We start from the raw sequence: 15091 nt of genomic DNA, 5'->3' as shown, positions 1-15091 counted from the left end.
ACCACACCGGCTCGCACAAGATCAACAACGTGCTCGGCCAGGCCCTGCTCGCCAAGCGCATGGGCAAGACCCGCATCATCGCCGAGACCGGGGCCGGACAACACGGCGTGGCCACCGCCACCGCCTGCGCCCTCCTCGGCCTGGACTGTCGTATCTACATGGGCGAGGAGGACACCGAACGCCAGGCGCTCAACGTCGCCCGCATGAACATGCTCGGTGCCGAGGTCGTCCCCGTCACCATCGGCAGCCGCACCCTCAAGGACGCCATCAACGAGACGTTCCGCGACTGGGTCGCCAACGTCGACCACACCCACTACCTCTTCGGCACGGCCGCCGGCCCGCACCCCTTCCCGAAGCTGGTGCGGGACCTGCACTTCGTCGTGGGCGCCGAGGCCCGTGAACAGGTCCTCGAACTCACCGGGAGGCTGCCCGACGCCGTCGCCGCCTGCGTGGGCGGCGGCTCCAACGCCATCGCGATCTTCGCCGCGTTCATCCCCGACGAGAACGTCGCCCTGTACGGCTTCGAGGCCGGGGGAGAGGGCGCCGACACCGACCGGACCGCCGCCTCCATCACCGCGGGCAGCCCCGGCGTCTTCCACGGCGCCCGAACCTTCGTCCTGCAGGACGAGTACGGCCAGACCCTTCCCAGCCACTCCATCTCCGCCGGTCTGGACTACCCGGCCGTGGGCCCCGAACACGCCCACCTGGCGGCGACAGGACGCGCCGAGTACGAGCCGGTCACCGACGCGGAGGCCATGGAGGCCTTCCGGCTGCTGTGCCGCACCGAGGGCATCATCCCCGCCATCGAGAGCGCCCACGCCCTGGCCGGCGCGCTGCGCCTGGGCAAGGAACTGGGCCCCGACTCCGTCATCCTGGTGAACCTCTCCGGACGCGGAGACAAGGACGTCAACACCGCCGCCGACTACTTCGGCCTCGTCGACTCGGAGGGACAGGCGTGATGCCGACCACCACACTGCAGAGCAAGCTGGCCCAGGCCCGCGAGGCCGGTCGCGCCGCGCTCATCGGCTACCTGCCCGCCGGCTTCCCCGACGTGGAGTCCTCCATCCGGGTCGTCCAGGCCATGGTCGAAGGCGGTTGCGACGTCGTCGAGGTCGGCCTGCCCTACTCCGACCCCATGATGGACGGCCCCACCATCCAGCGCGCCGCGGGCCGGGCACTGGCCGCCGGCACCACCACCGACGACGTGTTCCGGGTCGTGGAGGCCACCGCGGCCACCGGCGCCGCCGCCCTGGTCATGTCCTACTGGAACCCGATCGAACGCTACGGCGTGGAGCGCTTCGCCACCGAACTGGCCAAGGCCGGGGGATCCGGGGTCATCACCCCCGACCTCATCCCCGAGGAGGCCGACGAGTGGGTCGCCGCCTCCGACAAGGCCGGGCTCGACCGCGTCTTCCTGGTCGCGCCCTCCTCCTCGGACCGTCGTCTGGCGCTGACCACCGAGGCCTGCGGCGGCTTCGTCTACGCGGCCTCCCTCATGGGGGTCACCGGTACCCGCGACCAGGTCTCCGACACCGCCGAGACCCTGGTCCGTCGCACCCGCGAGGTCACCCGTGAATCGGGGCTGCCGATCTGTGTGGGGCTGGGCATCTCCAACGGGGCCCAGGCCGCCGAGGTCGCCGCCTACGCCGACGGGGTCATCGTCGGCGCCGGGTTCTGCCAGCGGATCCTGGACGCACCCGACCTGGAGACCGGTCTGGTCGCCGTCCGCTCCTTCGCCCAGGAACTCGCCGAGGGCGTTCGGTCCCGCTAGGAGGGTCCTTCCGAGATCGCCGAGGGACCCACGTCCCTTGTGGTGGGCCGCACCATCACTGTGCGGCCCACCTTTTTCCCGCCTGGTAAAGGCCCGGGTTAAGAGAGTGAGAATCGGGTGAGAAGAGGCCCCGAAAGCACCCGAATCGGCCCCACGGAGGCGGATTCGATGGTGAGATGGCTGGTGCCCCGAGCATCAGGGAACGCCCTTCCCGCACCCGGATTCCACGCCCCTGTGTCACTCGTGAACTACAGACAGTAGGATCTGTTCCGACGTGAAGAGCGGCGGAACGCGGAACCCGCGCCACGCTCGCGGTAGACCGACCCCCTCCCTCCCGAAGGCGCCAGATGACGGACACGATCGACGACAACCAGCCGGTACGCACGCGCTGGGAGACCATCCGACCCTGGGTGAGCCTCGCCTGCCGACTCGGCCTGGCCGCCGTCCTCATCACCGCCGCCGTCACCAAGTACCCGCCCGCCCTGTCGATCCAGGCCGTGGAGGCCTACGACCTCTTCCCGACCGAGGTCGCCCGGCTCATCGGCTACACCCTCCCGCTCTTCGAACTGGCCCTGGCGCTCCTGCTCCTGCTCGGACTGGCCACCCGCTACGTCGGGGCCGTCGGCGCGATCCTCATGGTCGTCTTCATCGCCGGGATCGTCTCCGCCATGGCCAGGGGCCTGTCCATCGACTGCGGCTGCTTCGGCGGTGGCGGCCAGATCGACCCGGGGGAGACCACCTACGGGCTCTCCATCGCCCGTGACGTCGCCTTCGGCGCCATGGGGGCCTTCATCGCGATCTGGCCCCGTTCACCCTTCGCCCTCGACCGCGTCCTCGGCCTGTACCGGTGACCCCGACGAGCACCGAGACGACGATCGACCACCCGAAAGTCAGAAACAGAGGAAAGCATGGGGAGTGAAGCGCGCAAGCGCTCCCGCGAGAAGCTCAGGGAACAACGGGAGAAGGAGAAGCGGGCCTCCCGGCGCAAGAAGAACCTCCTCGTCGTCGGCATCGCCGCCGCCGTGGTCCTGCTCATCGTCGGGATCGGCTACGCCGTCATGACCTCCGGACAGGACGAGGGATACGAGGGCGAAATGGCCGCCCAGGTCCTCCAGGAGGACGGCAGCGTCGTCATGGCGAACGAGGGCGTCTCCGCGCCCGTGGTCGAGGTCTACGCCGACTACCAGTGCCCCGCCTGCCGCCAGTTCGAACTCCTCAACGGCGACCTCCTCAAGGAACGCGCCGCGAGTGGAGAGGCCATCGTCCAGTTCCGTCCGGTCAGCATCTTCGCCCAGCAGCCGACGCCCATCAGCAGCAACTCTTTGCGGGCCGGCGCCGCCGCCCGGGCCGCCGCCGACCACGGCGTCTTCGTCGAGTACAACGACCTGCTGTTCGAGAACCAGCCGACAGAGGGCCGCGAGGGCTTCAGCGTCGACGAACTCAAGGAATGGTTCCGCCAGACCGACAGCGACGAAACCCAGGCGAGCGAGTTCGACGAACGCCTCGACGCCGAGGCCGAGATCGTCACCGAATTCACCGAGGAGTTCCTGCCGGCCCTGACCGCGGACGCCACCGAGGAGATCGGTGAGGAGACCCTCGGAACCATGGTCCTGACCGACCTGCTCGCCTGGGGAGCCGACAACGGACACGACCCCTCTTTCCTCGACGGGACCTACACGGGCGAGATCATCGAGGCCACCGGAACGGCTTACACTCGCTACAGCGGAGACAACATGTTCCGCGGTACCCCTTCCGTCTACATCAATGGCGAGTTGCTCGACAACAACTCCGCCATGACGGCACGCGGTCTTTCCGAGGCGATCGCCTCCGCGAGCGCGGGCGAGGTCGAGACCGAGCCGATGGGCGAGGGGGGTGACGCGGAGTAGAACCCCTGAACAGACTCCCCGCACGCGGGGCGGATCCGAGAGCAGAGCAGTGACATTGTCGTCGACAGCTTCGGAGGGCGCGGCCGAGTACGGCCGCGCCCTCGCGGCCATTCCCAGCCCTCAGGTGAACTCGATCCCGATCGGGCCCCTGGAGATCCACTTCTACGCCCTGTGCATCCTCGCCGGTGTCATCGTCGCCGTCTTCTGGAGCGAGCGCCGCTGGAAGGCCATGGGCGGTGAGCCCGGCACCATCATGGACATGGCGGTCTGGGCGGTCGTCCTCGGACTCATCGGTGGTCGCCTCTACCACGTGATCAGCGACGCGCAGCTGTACTTCGGTCCAGGCAAGGAACCCATCCGCGCCTTCTTCATCTGGGAGGGTGGCCTCGGCATCTGGGGCGCCATTCCCCTCGGCGCGGTCGGCGTGTGGCTGGTCGCCCGCAAGCGCGGGCTGTCGATGTCCAAGCTCTCCTTCGCCATCGCCCCCACCATCCCCCTCGCCCAGGCCATCGGCCGCTGGGGCAACTACTTCAACCAGGAACTGTTCGGTCGACCCACCGACCTGCCCTGGGCCGTGGAGATCAACCTCACCCCCGAGGGTTACCTGCGCGCCGGCATGGAACCCGGTGTGAGCACCTACCACCCCACCTTCCTGTACGAATCCCTGTGGTGCCTGGGCCTGGCCGTCCTCTTGGCCTACCTGGGCCGGCGCTTCGAGAGCTCCCTTCAGGGCGGGCGTCTGTTCGCCCTCTACATCATGGGCTACTGCGCGGGCCGTTTTTGGATCGAGTACCTGCGCGTGGACCCGGCCAACGACTTCTTCGGCCTGCGCCTGAACAACTGGACCTCCATCGTCGTGTTCCTGGGCGCCCTGGCCTACTTCGTGTGGGCCGGCAGCCGCCTGGACCGCTTCTCCACCGCTGTGGTCCCGCACGGTCAGGACGCCGGCACCCAGGTGTTCGGGGACACCGGCGCGAGGACCGAGGAAGAGGGCACCGTCTACAGCGCGGTCGACACCGACGACTCGGTGTTGGACCAGGACAGTGGCGTGTCCAACGAAGCCGGTACGGAATACCACCCGAGCCCTGAGCGATCTAGTAGCGAGGGCTCGACGGAGGACGACGCCAAGGGCGCGGGAGACGACTCCGGGTCGAAGCCCGAGTAACGCGGGACGCCGAATTCCGGCGCCGCGGCCCGTGGCCGCAGGCGCCGCGGGCCATTTCCGCACCAGTCGAGCAGACCACGGGTTGATGATTTGAGAAAGACCGTGAGCAGAGCCGAGTCCGGTTTCGGACGCAAGAAGCGGCGCGGTGGTTCCCGTCGCGCCGCCGGCACCCACGCCGAAGATCACGCCGACTACGGGCGTGACGACGACCGGTACGACCAGGGTTACGACCCGGAGGAGGATTTCTCCGCCGAGTACGGACACACTCAGGGCCGGTCGGAGTACCAGGACTCCTACGAGGAGTACGACTACGACGACGCCGGATACGACGACACCGACTACGACGACCACGGCGGGGACGACGACTCCCGGGCGGCCGAGGCGGCGGGAGGTCGTCGGAGTGGACGACGCAGGGGCAGGGAAAAGCGCGGCGTGAGCCGCGTCTCCGCCTTCTCCGCGTCCGCGATCAAGAAGGTGTCCGTCCTGGGGGACCGTCCCAACCAGATCGTGTACACCCTGGCCGAGCAGAGCAAACGCAAGCGCGGCACCGCCGTGCTGGGCGTGCTCCTGGGCGCCTTCAGCATCGCTTTGGTCGCGCTCTTGGGGGTGCTGGCCTACCAGCTCTTCAGTGGCAGCGGCGGATCCGGGGAAGGCGACCAGAGCGTCGTCGCCCCACCCGACGGACACAGCACTCTCACCCCGGCGCAGTACCGCTTCCAGGAGAACGACCCGGAGGTGTTCGGTCCCATCGACGAACGCCCCGCCGAGGCCGAACCCATGACGGAGGAAGCGGTCTTCGGTTCCGTGGGCGAACTGGAGCTCGGGGACATGCAGCTGGAACTGCGCGACTCCGCTGTCACCGACTCCTGCACCTCCCTGGTGTGGGGCGACGAGCTCGGACAGAGCCTGATCGACGGTGACTGCGTCAGCGCGGCCTCCGGTGTCTACACCGACTCCGACAACGAGTACGTCGCCCAGGTGACGCTGTTCGACCTGTCCGACAGCGAAGCCGCAACCGACGCCGCGGCGGCCCTGGACCCGACCAACTCCGATACCGACCTCGGCTTCCTGCTGAGCCGGACCGGCGAGGACATCGACGGGTTGCAGGAGGGCTACAGCCAGGCCAGCACCCAGGTCATGGGCCACTACCTGGCCGTGTTCTGGACGGCCAAGGCCGACGGCTCCGAACCCGGGGACGACTCGGACCTGGCGACCCTGGACGTGGCCTCCATGAGCGCGTTCTCCTTCGTCTACGACGAGGTCGTCGCCTACCGGGGCGACGAGGGCGAGTAGAGCGGGCCGAACCTCGGACCTGTCCGGCCCCGTCGGACGTCCCGATAGGATCTCGGACAGATCGACCCGCCCGCCAGGGTCGTGTCCGAGGTGGAAGTCCCCTCCCCTCGTAACTCGAGCGCAAGCGGGCCGGTCACCACAGGTGACCGGCCCGAACCCACGGAAAGGTCCTTTGGGTGTCCTCTTCTGAACCCTCGACGCCTGGCAGGCCGGGCCGCCGGAGGAAGAACAACGAACTCGACGAACAGCAGACCCCCGCCCCTTCCAAAGAGGGCGGCCGCCGACGAGGCGGTGGACGACGCAAGAAGGAGCCCCGACGCTTCGGTCGGACGCTGACCATCCTCGTCGGGACGCTGGTCGTCGCCCTCATCGCCCTGGGCGTGGTCCTGTTCTTCCAGCTGTCGGGGGACGAGGGGAGCGACGAGGCCGCCCCGCAGACCCGCCCGGCCGACTACAAGGTCCGAGACGCCGGGAACATGAACGAGGTCCTGGCCTCCCGTGAGATCGACGGCCGTGTCCTCAACGAGGGCGAACTGTTCGAACGCCGCAACGCCGAGATCTCCAGCCAGAGCATCGACTTCACCCTGGAGGAGTCGGACCTGACCGACGACTGCTCCACCGCGGTGTGGGGCGAGCAGGCCACCCAGGCCCTCGCCGACGCCGACTGCAGCCAGGCCGGGCGCGCCGCCTACCTCTCCGACAACTACTTCGGTGTGGCCACCGTGTTCAACCTGGCCGACGTCGAGGGCAGCCGCGCGGTGGCCGAGGCCCTGGACCTGCCCACGCCCGAGGAGGGCGAGCCCGCGGAAGAGGTCGTCGACCCGGGGTTCGTGCTGCCGCCCTCCGGCACCGAGCCCTTCGACCGGCTCGGTTCGGGCTACAGCGCCGCCGACGCCATCGTCAGCGGCCACTACCTGGTCGTGGTCTGGGTGCAACCGACCGACTCCGACTCGGTCGACGAACGCGTCACCCTGTCCACCCCGCTGGTGGCCCTGGCCAACTTCCGCGACCCGCTCTTCCGCCGCATGATCGAGTACGACGACGATGAGAGCACGGGAGCCGAGGACACCGAAGGGACCGAGGAGACCGGCGGCGAGCCCGGAACGGAACCCGGCGGCGAGCCCGGCGTCGAAGAGGTGCCCGGCGAGGTCCCGGGTCAGCAGGAGGAGCCGCCCGTCGAGGGCGAGGCTCCGGTGGTACCCGCGGAGTAGACCCGGGGCGACACCCACCGAACACGCGGCGGGCCCACGGAGACTCGTTCTCCGTGGGCCCGCCGTCTCGCTCGGCACGGGTCCGTCAACCGGCTCGGACCTCCTCCACCCGGGCCAGCAGTTCGGAGGAGACGACCCGAAGGTCCGAGAACCGGTGCTCGGGCAGGTCCAACAGGGTGTGCCCGGGCAACCACGCCGGAGCCGAGGCCACCGCCTGCCGGGCCGTGCGCTTGTTCACCGGCCGTCCGGCCCAGGCCGTCACCTCCATCAGGCCGCTCCGCAGCGTCGTGGTGAGCGTCCCGTGCGCATGTGCCTGGACATGGGCCAGCAAACGGCCCGAACTCCCACCCGGTTCGGGTTCGCGTTCCAGCCGGATCACCGTCAGGTCCGAGGCGCCGAACCCGCGCAGGAACCTCACCCGCATCCCCGGTTCCACCATCGACCGGAACGCCTTCTGCCCGGCCTCGTCACGCACCCACCTGGACGACGACGGCACCAGGACGTATGCGTTGTCCGCGGTCGTGGCCAACGCCACCCGCGCCGCGATCCGGTCCCAACCACCGGTCAGGTCGATCACCGCGCACGGACCCACGGCCGTGGGAGAGTCCATCCAGGTGGACAGGCGTACCCGGACCTCCTTGCACACCTCGCGCGGCCAGTCGCCCACCAGCGCAGGCTCGCTCCTGAACTCCTCTCGGCCCCGCTCGGCACCGTCCTCGGCGACCCGTTCCAGCACCGCCCGAGCGCGCTCCACGTCCGTCCCGCCCCGCGACTCCTTGGCGTTGACGCCCTGGCTGTACACCCGGGCACTGTCCCCGCTGGGGGCGGACAGCGTCTTCGACAGCGGACGGAGCACGTACAGGTCGCTGGCGGCACCGATCGACTCCGCGCCCAGGTAGCGGTTGAAGTCCGGCCACACCGCCTCCATCAGCAGCCCCATCCGCACCAACCGAGTCTGGACGGCGGCAGCCAACTTCGGAGTGGTCTCACTGGCCCCGTAGGCCACCAACACCCGGCCCTTGCGCGGGTCCGCCAACCCCTCCACGCCGCGACGCACGAACAACTCCACGCCGTCCGGAGTGTAGGGCGGGTCGGTGAAGACCACGTCGGCGCGCTCGCGCAACCTCTGCGGCAGGCCCAGCCGCAGGTCGGCGCTGTGCGTGCGGATGGTCACACCCGAACGCTCGGCCACCGTGTCGATGTGCTCCAGGACCCGCTCGTCCAGGTCCACGACCTCCACCTTCGCTCCGGGCAGCACCAGTGCCAACGCCAGCGACGTCAGGTCGTGGTCTCCCACGCACAACAGGGTGCGCCGGGTCAGGTCGAATCGGGTGGTCAGGAACAGGGCACGGCGCAGGGCCGTCTCCGCCGTCGCCGCCACGTGGTCCAGGTCCAGGTCGGAGGCGGGTCCCTCGGCCACCGCCCGCACCAGCTCCGCCGCGGCCCGCGGGTGCTCGGGCAGCATGTGCGCCACCGGGTCCGCGGGCATCGGCGCCGTCGCGTCCTGGTAGTGGGAGGGGCGCAGCAACCGGTAGCGGTCGCCGTCCCTGGCCACCTCGTCGGCCTCGTCGAGGGTCTGCAGCAGCGAACGCACCACGGAGTGGGCGATGCCGCCGGCCCGCACCAGGTCGTTGGCGCTCCACCAACGTCCGTCGGAGAGCAACGCCAGGATCAGGCGCGGGCGCGGGGCGTCGATCCCGTACTCGTCGAGGAACCTCTCCGCCACTTCGGGCAGGGGAGGGCTCGATCCGGCGCGGGGCGCCGCGGGGCTGTCCAGTACCGGGGTGCCCGGTACACGTGCGGGTTCGCTTGAGGTCCCGGAATCCGGGCCGGGGGAAGTCGGGTGTCCTGCCATTTGGCGATCCTCCCATGGTGTGCGCACCACACCGGTGACGCAGGTCAGGGTGGTTCGTCACCGATGAGGGAGATATCACTCCCCGGTGCGTTCATCCCCCCTTGGGAAGAGCGTTAACACCGACATAACCTGCAGGTGGGGCCGGTGGACGAGGTCTCGCCACGGTGAACATCCGACCGTGGTCCGGTCTTCACCGCGCCCGGGAAGGTTTAGCCGGGTTTTCGCGTGGAACAACGGGCAAAGCCGGCCGTCACCGAAAGCGCGAGCGCGTGGCTCTCCAGAGGGGCCCGAGCGGTCAGCGCCGAGCACGCGGCGATTCGCATCGTCACCGGACCGGCGTGTATAAGGGAACCTGCCCGAAACCGGGCGACCCGAACACCACCGGCGTCACGAGGACGTGAACGCGACACGGCAGGTGCCCCGGGGCGCCCACGACGGCGGGCCACAACTTCATCACGTACGCAGCAGGGCCAATGTCGTCCCGAATGCGCTTTTCACAAAGCCGACAGAAGACGACAGGAGGGTAGATGCCTGCTGGAAACGTGCGGCGTTCGTCCGTCCGAACGAACCCCGAAGCCACGCCCCAGGGCCTGTACGACCCCGCCCACGAACACGACGCCTGCGGTGTCGGATTCGTCGCCGACCTCACCGGCCGCCGCGGCCACGACATCGTGGACAAGGCGCTGACCGTCCTTCGCAACCTCGACCATCGAGGAGCCTCCGGGGCCGACCCCGACGACGGGGACGGGGCGGGAATCCTGACCCAGGTCCCCCACGAGCTCTACACCGAGGTCTGCGACTTCGACCTCCCCGAAGCCGGCTCCTACGCCACCGGCATCGGCTTCCTTCCCGCCGACGCGGCCGCACGGGCCGCCGCCGTCGAGCGGATCGACGCCATCGTCGCCGAAGAGGGCCTCACCCTCCTCGGGTGGCGCGAGGTCCCCTTCGAACCCCGCTACAGCGGCCCCGCCGCCCGCGAGGTCATGCCCTACTTCGGGCAGCTGTTCATCACCGGCCGCAAGGGCGGTCCCACCGAGGGCCTGACCGGTATCGACCTGGAGCGCCACGCCTACTGCGTCCGCAAGCGCGCCGAACACGAGACCGACGTCTACTTCCCGAGCCTGTCCCCGCGCACCATCGCCTACAAGGGCATGCTCACCACACCCCAACTGGAACCGTTCTTCCCGGACCTGTCCGACCGGCGCTACACCTCCGGCCTGGCCCTGGTCCACTCCCGGTTCTCCACCAACACCTTCCCGTCATGGCCGCTGGCCCACCCGTTCCGCTACGTCGCCCACAACGGTGAGATCAACACCGTCAAGGGCAACCGGAACATGATGCGCTCGCGCGAGGCCAAGCTCGCCACCGACCTCATCCCCGGCGACCTGGACCGCATCTTCCCCATCGTCGACCCCGACGACTCCGACACCGCGTCCTTCGACGACGCCCTGGAACTCATCCACCTCGGCGGCCGTTCCCTGCCGCACGCCGTCCTGATGATGATCCCGGAGCCCTGGGAGAACCACACCGAGATGGACCCGGCGGTCCGGGCCTTCTACGAGTACCACTCCACCCTCATGGAGCCCTGGGACGGGCCGGCGTCGGTGTCCTTCACCGACGGCACCCTCGTCGGCTCCGTCCTGGACCGCAACGGCCTGCGCCCCGGCCGCTACTGGGTCACCGAGGACGGCCTCGTCGTCCTGGCCTCCGAAGCCGGAGTCCTGGACATCGACCCCGCCACCGTCGTGCGCAAGGGCCGTCTACAGCCCGGCCGCATCTTCGTGGTCGACACCGCCCAGGGGCGGATCATCGAGGACGAGGAGATCAAGGCCGAACTCGCCGCCGAACACCCCTACCAGGAGTGGATCGACTCCGGCGTCCTACGCCTGAACGACCTCCCCGAGGCCGAGCCCACCCCGGTCACCGAACTCGACCTCGCCCAGCGCGTGTTCGGCTACACCGAGGAAGAGCTCCGCGTCATCCTCACCCCCATGGCCCGCACCGGAGCCGAGCCGATCGGCTCCATGGGCACCGACACCCCCGTGGCGGCCCTGTCCGACCGCTCGCGCCAGCTCTTCGACTACTTCTCGCAGAACTTCGCGCAGGTCACCAACCCGCCGCTGGACGCCATCCGAGAGGAGATGGTCACCAGTTTGGCCACCCTCCTGGGCGCCGAGCACAACATCCTCGATGCCGCTCCCGGTGACACCCAGCGGCTCGTGCTGCCCACCCCGGTCGTCGACCAGGCCCAACTCGCCGCCATCATCGCCGCCGGACAGACCAACCCCGCCCTGAAGACCTTCACCGTCGACGGCACCTACCCCGTCGACGGCGGCGGCCGGGCCCTGTCCGACCGCCTGGACGAGATCGACACCGAGGTCACCGCGGCCATCGCCGACGGCGCCCACATCCTCGTCCTCAGCGATCGCCGCACCGACGACCAGCGCGCCCCCATCCCGTCGCTGCTGCTCACCGGCAACGTCCACCACCACCTGGTCCGAGAGAAGACCCGCACCGAGGTCGGCCTGCTCATCGAGGCCGCCGACGTCCGCGAATGCCACCACGTGGCGCTCCTCGTCGGCTACGGCGCCTCCGCGGTCAACCCGTACCTGGCCCTGGAGACCGTCCGCGACATGGTCGAGCGCGGCACCCTCGCCGACGTCGACGCCGACACCGCCGTGCGCAACACCCTCAAGGCCTACGCCAAGGGCGTCCTCAAGGTCATGTCCAAGATCGGTGTCTCCACCGTCAGCTCCTACACCGGCGCCCAGATCTTCGAGGCCCTGGGCCTGGGCCAGGAGGTCATCGACCGCTGCTTCACCGGCACCACCTCCCGCCTGGGCGGGGTCGGCTTCGACGTCCTCGCCGAAGAGGTCGCCATCCGCCACCGCCGAGCCCACACCGCCAACCCCAACGCCCACCGGCGCCTGGAGGTCGGTGGCGAGTACCAGTGGCGCCGCGAGGGAGAACCCCACCTGTTCAACCCCGAGACGGTCTTCAAGCTCCAGCACTCCACCCGGAGCCGCAAGTACGAGATCTTCAAGGAGTACACGAACAAGGTCGACGACCAGGCCGAGAAGCTCATGACCCTGCGCGGACTCTTCCGACTCAAGGAAGGCGTGCGCGAACCCATCTCCATCGACGAGGTCGAACCCGTCTCGGAGATCGTCAGGCGCTTCTCCACCGGCGCCATGTCCTACGGCTCCATCTCCGCCGAGGCACACCAGACCCTCGCCATCGCGATGAACCGCCTCGGCGGCAAGTCCAACACCGGTGAGGGCGGCGAGGACCCCGACCGCTTCACCCGCGACCCCAACGGAGACCTGCGCCGCAGCGCCATCAAGCAGGTCGCCTCCGGCCGCTTCGGTGTCACCTCGCACTACCTCAGCAACGCCGACGACATCCAGATCAAGATGGCCCAGGGCGCCAAGCCCGGCGAGGGCGGCCAACTGCCCGGCCACAAGGTCTACCCGTGGGTGGCCCACACCCGGCACTCCACCCCCGGCGTCGGCCTCATCTCGCCGCCGCCCCACCACGACATCTACTCCATCGAGGACCTCGCCCAACTCATCCACGACCTCAAGAACGCGAACCCGTCCGCGCGGGTCCACGTCAAGCTGGTCTCCGAAGCGGGCGTGGGCACCGTCGCCACCGGCGTCTCCAAGGCGCACGCCGACGTGGTCCTCATCTCCGGCCACGACGGAGGAACCGGCGCCTCGCCGCTGACCTCCCTCAAGCACGCCGGCACCCCGTGGGAGCTCGGCCTCGCCGAAACCCAGCAGACCCTGCTGCTCAACGGGCTGCGCGACCGCATCGTCGTCCAGGCCGACGGTCAGATGAAGACCGGCCGCGACGTCGTCATCGCCGCCCTGCTCGGCGCCGAGGAGTACGGCTTCGCCACCGCACCCCTCATCGTCTCCGGCTGCGTCATGATGCGCGTCTGCCACCTCGACACCTGCCCCGTGGGCGTGGCCACCCAGAACCCTGTCCTGCGGGAACGGTTCTCCGGCAAGGCCGAGTACGTCGTGAACTTCTTCGAGTTCATCGCCCAAGAGGTCCGCGAATACCTCGCACGACTCGGCTTCCGCAGCCTCGACGAGGCCATCGGCTCCGTCGACCTGCTCGACACCGCCGACGCCGTCGACCACTGGAAGGCCCAGGGCCTGGACCTGTCGCCCATCCTGCACGAGGTCGAACCCATCGCCGGCGACCACCGCTCCCGCCGACGCGGCCAGGACCACGGCCTGGAAAAGGCCCTGGACAACACCCTCATCCAGCTCAGCGAGGGTGCCCTGGACTTCGGCCGGCCCGTGGCGCTCCAACTGCCGGTCCGCAACGTCAACCGCACCGTCGGCACCATGCTCGGCCACGAGGTCACCAAGCGCTACGGGGCCGAGGGCCTGCCCACCGACACCATCGACATCACCTTCACAGGATCCGCCGGACAGTCCTTCGGCGCCTTCGTCCCCAAGGGCGTGACCCTGCGCCTCCAAGGCGACGGCAACGACTACGTCGGCAAGGGCCTCTCCGGCGGACGCGTCATCGTCCGCCCCGACGAGAACTCACGCCTGGTCGCCGAGGACCACATCATCGCCGGCAACGTCATCGCCTACGGCGCCACCTCCGGCGAGATCCACCTGCGCGGCATCGTCGGCGAACGCTTCTGCGTCCGCAACTCCGGTGCCACCGCCGTCGTCGAGGGCATCGGCGACCACGGCTGCGAGTACATGACCGGCGGCCGAGCCGTCGTCCTGGGCCGCACCGGCCGCAACTTCGCCGCCGGCATGTCCGGAGGCGTGGCCTACGTGCTCGACCTGGACCCCGAACGCGTCAACGGAGAAATGGTCGAGATCGAGGAACTCACCGACGACGACCGCGACTTCCTCACCGGAATCCTCACCCGACACCACGCCGAGACCGGCTCCACCGTGGCCGAACGCCTCCTGGTCGCCGGACACCAGGGACTGGACCGCATCGCCAAGGTCATGCCGCGCGACTACAAGCGCGTCCTGCTCGCCCAGGCCGAGGCCGAACGCGAAGGACGCGACGTCGACGAGGCCGTCATGGCCTCCGCGCAGTCCTGAAGACCGGCCCACGAAAGGAGGAAGAACCATGGCAGACCCCAAGGGTTTCCTGAAGATCACCGAGCGAGAGCTTCCCGGGCACCGTCCCGTCGACGTGCGCATCCAGGACTGGCGCGAGGTCCACGAGGACTTCGACCGAGGAACCGTCACCAAGCAGGCCTCACGCTGCATGGACTGTGGCATCCCCTTCTGCCACAACGGATGCCCCCTCGGAAACCTCATCCCCGAGTGGAACAACCTCGTCCACACCCACGACTGGGCCGAGGCGATCGAACGACTCCACGCCACCAACAACTTCCCCGAGTTCACCGGCCGCCTGTGCCCCGCGCCCTGTGAATCGGCCTGCGTGCTCGGCATCGACCAGCCCGCCGTCACCATCAAGAACGTCGAGGTCTCCATCATCGACCGCGCGTGGGAGGAGGGCTGGGTCAAGCCCCTGCCTCCCACCCACCGCACCGGCAAGAAGGTCGCCATCGTCGGCTCCGGGCCCGCCGGTCTGGCAGCCGCACAGCAACTCACCCGAGCCGGACACGACGTCACCGTCTACGAGCGCGCCGACCGCATCGGTGGCCTGCTCCGCTACGGCATCCCCGAGTTCAAGATGGAGAAGCGGCACATCGACCGCCGCATCGCCCAGATGAGCTCCGAAGGCACCACCTTCCGCACCGGCGTGAACATCGGCGTCGACCTCACCGTCGAACGACTCAAGGCCGACAACGACGCCGTCGTCCTCACCGGCGGCGCCACCCGGTGGCGCGACCTGCCCGCCCCCGGCCGTGAACTCGACGGCATCCACCAGGCCATGGAGTACCTGCCCCTGGCCAAC

General features: G+C 69.3%; 10 protein-coding genes. 9 read left to right on the top strand and 1 reads right to left on the bottom strand.

All coding sequences use genetic code 11. The features are described from left to right. The 7 genes from trpB to K8V84_RS06415 form a co-directional block, all read left to right on the top strand. Positions 1-959 (top strand): tryptophan synthase subunit beta (gene trpB, locus K8V84_RS06445; RefSeq protein ID WP_304071699.1); only part of this gene is annotated, 959 nt, incomplete at its 5' end. Next, on the top strand, positions 959-1771 hold the full coding sequence (gene trpA / locus K8V84_RS06440) for a tryptophan synthase subunit alpha (RefSeq protein ID WP_304071698.1): 813 nt from the start codon (positions 959-961) through the stop codon (positions 1769-1771). The genes trpB and trpA, both read left to right, overlap by 1 nt. Before the next feature lie 347 nt (positions 1772-2118). Then, positions 2119-2622 (top strand): MauE/DoxX family redox-associated membrane protein, encoded by a 504-nt coding sequence (locus tag K8V84_RS06435; RefSeq protein ID WP_304071695.1) that lies wholly within the window; start codon positions 2119-2121, stop codon positions 2620-2622. 57 nt (positions 2623-2679) lie between these two features. Then, positions 2680-3657 (top strand): thioredoxin domain-containing protein, encoded by a 978-nt coding sequence (locus K8V84_RS06430; RefSeq protein WP_304071692.1) that lies wholly within the window; start codon positions 2680-2682, stop codon positions 3655-3657. 55 nt (positions 3658-3712) lie between these two features. Further along, positions 3713-4822, top strand: a complete 1110-nt coding sequence (gene lgt, locus K8V84_RS06425) for a prolipoprotein diacylglyceryl transferase (RefSeq protein WP_304071691.1) — start codon at positions 3713-3715, stop codon at positions 4820-4822. 102 nt (positions 4823-4924) lie between these two features. Then, the gene (locus tag K8V84_RS06420) at positions 4925-6115 is read left to right on the top strand and encodes a hypothetical protein (protein ID WP_304071689.1); all 1191 of its coding nucleotides are present in this window, start codon (positions 4925-4927) and stop codon (positions 6113-6115) included. Between the two features lie 176 nt (positions 6116-6291). After that, positions 6292-7326, top strand: a complete 1035-nt coding sequence (locus K8V84_RS06415; protein ID WP_304071686.1) for a hypothetical protein — start codon at positions 6292-6294, stop codon at positions 7324-7326. Between the two features lie 85 nt (positions 7327-7411). Here the strand turns inward: K8V84_RS06415 and K8V84_RS06410 are convergent, their stop codons facing one another. Then, positions 7412-9181 (bottom strand): bis-aminopropyl spermidine synthase family protein, encoded by a 1770-nt coding sequence (locus K8V84_RS06410; RefSeq protein ID WP_304071683.1) that lies wholly within the window; start codon positions 9179-9181, stop codon positions 7412-7414. 527 nt (positions 9182-9708) lie between these two features. On the opposite strand from K8V84_RS06410, the gene gltB reads away from it, so the two are divergent. Both gltB and K8V84_RS06400 read left to right on the top strand, forming a co-directional pair. Next, the gene (gene gltB / locus K8V84_RS06405; protein WP_304071680.1) at positions 9709-14265 is read left to right on the top strand and encodes a glutamate synthase large subunit; all 4557 of its coding nucleotides are present in this window, start codon (positions 9709-9711) and stop codon (positions 14263-14265) included. Between the two features lie 28 nt (positions 14266-14293). After that, the coding region (locus K8V84_RS06400) for a glutamate synthase subunit beta (RefSeq protein ID WP_304071677.1) at positions 14294-15091 on the top strand (798 nt) is incomplete at its 3' end.

Origin of the sequence: Nocardiopsis listeri (assembly GCF_020741345.1) — a bacterium.
GTDB classification, from domain to species: Bacteria; Actinomycetota; Actinomycetes; order Streptosporangiales; family Streptosporangiaceae; genus Nocardiopsis; species Nocardiopsis listeri_A.
The sequence above is the reverse complement of the archived record's forward strand: the minus strand, read 5'-3'. Positions and strand labels throughout refer to the sequence as shown.

Excerpts from the sequence above, each read along its gene's own strand:
- trpA (WP_304071698.1), top strand. The coding sequence starts at position 959 with ATGCCGACCACCACACTGCAGAGCAAGCTGGCCCAGGCCCGCGAGGCC.
- K8V84_RS06435 (WP_304071695.1), top strand. The coding sequence starts at position 2,119 with ATGACGGACACGATCGACGACAACCAGCCGGTACGCACGCGCTGGGAG.
- K8V84_RS06430 (WP_304071692.1), top strand. The coding sequence starts at position 2,680 with ATGGGGAGTGAAGCGCGCAAGCGCTCCCGCGAGAAGCTCAGGGAACAA.
- K8V84_RS06410 (WP_304071683.1), bottom strand. The coding sequence starts at position 9,181 with ATGGCAGGACACCCGACTTCCCCCGGCCCGGATTCCGGGACCTCAAGC.
- gltB (WP_304071680.1), top strand. The coding sequence starts at position 9,709 with ATGCCTGCTGGAAACGTGCGGCGTTCGTCCGTCCGAACGAACCCCGAA.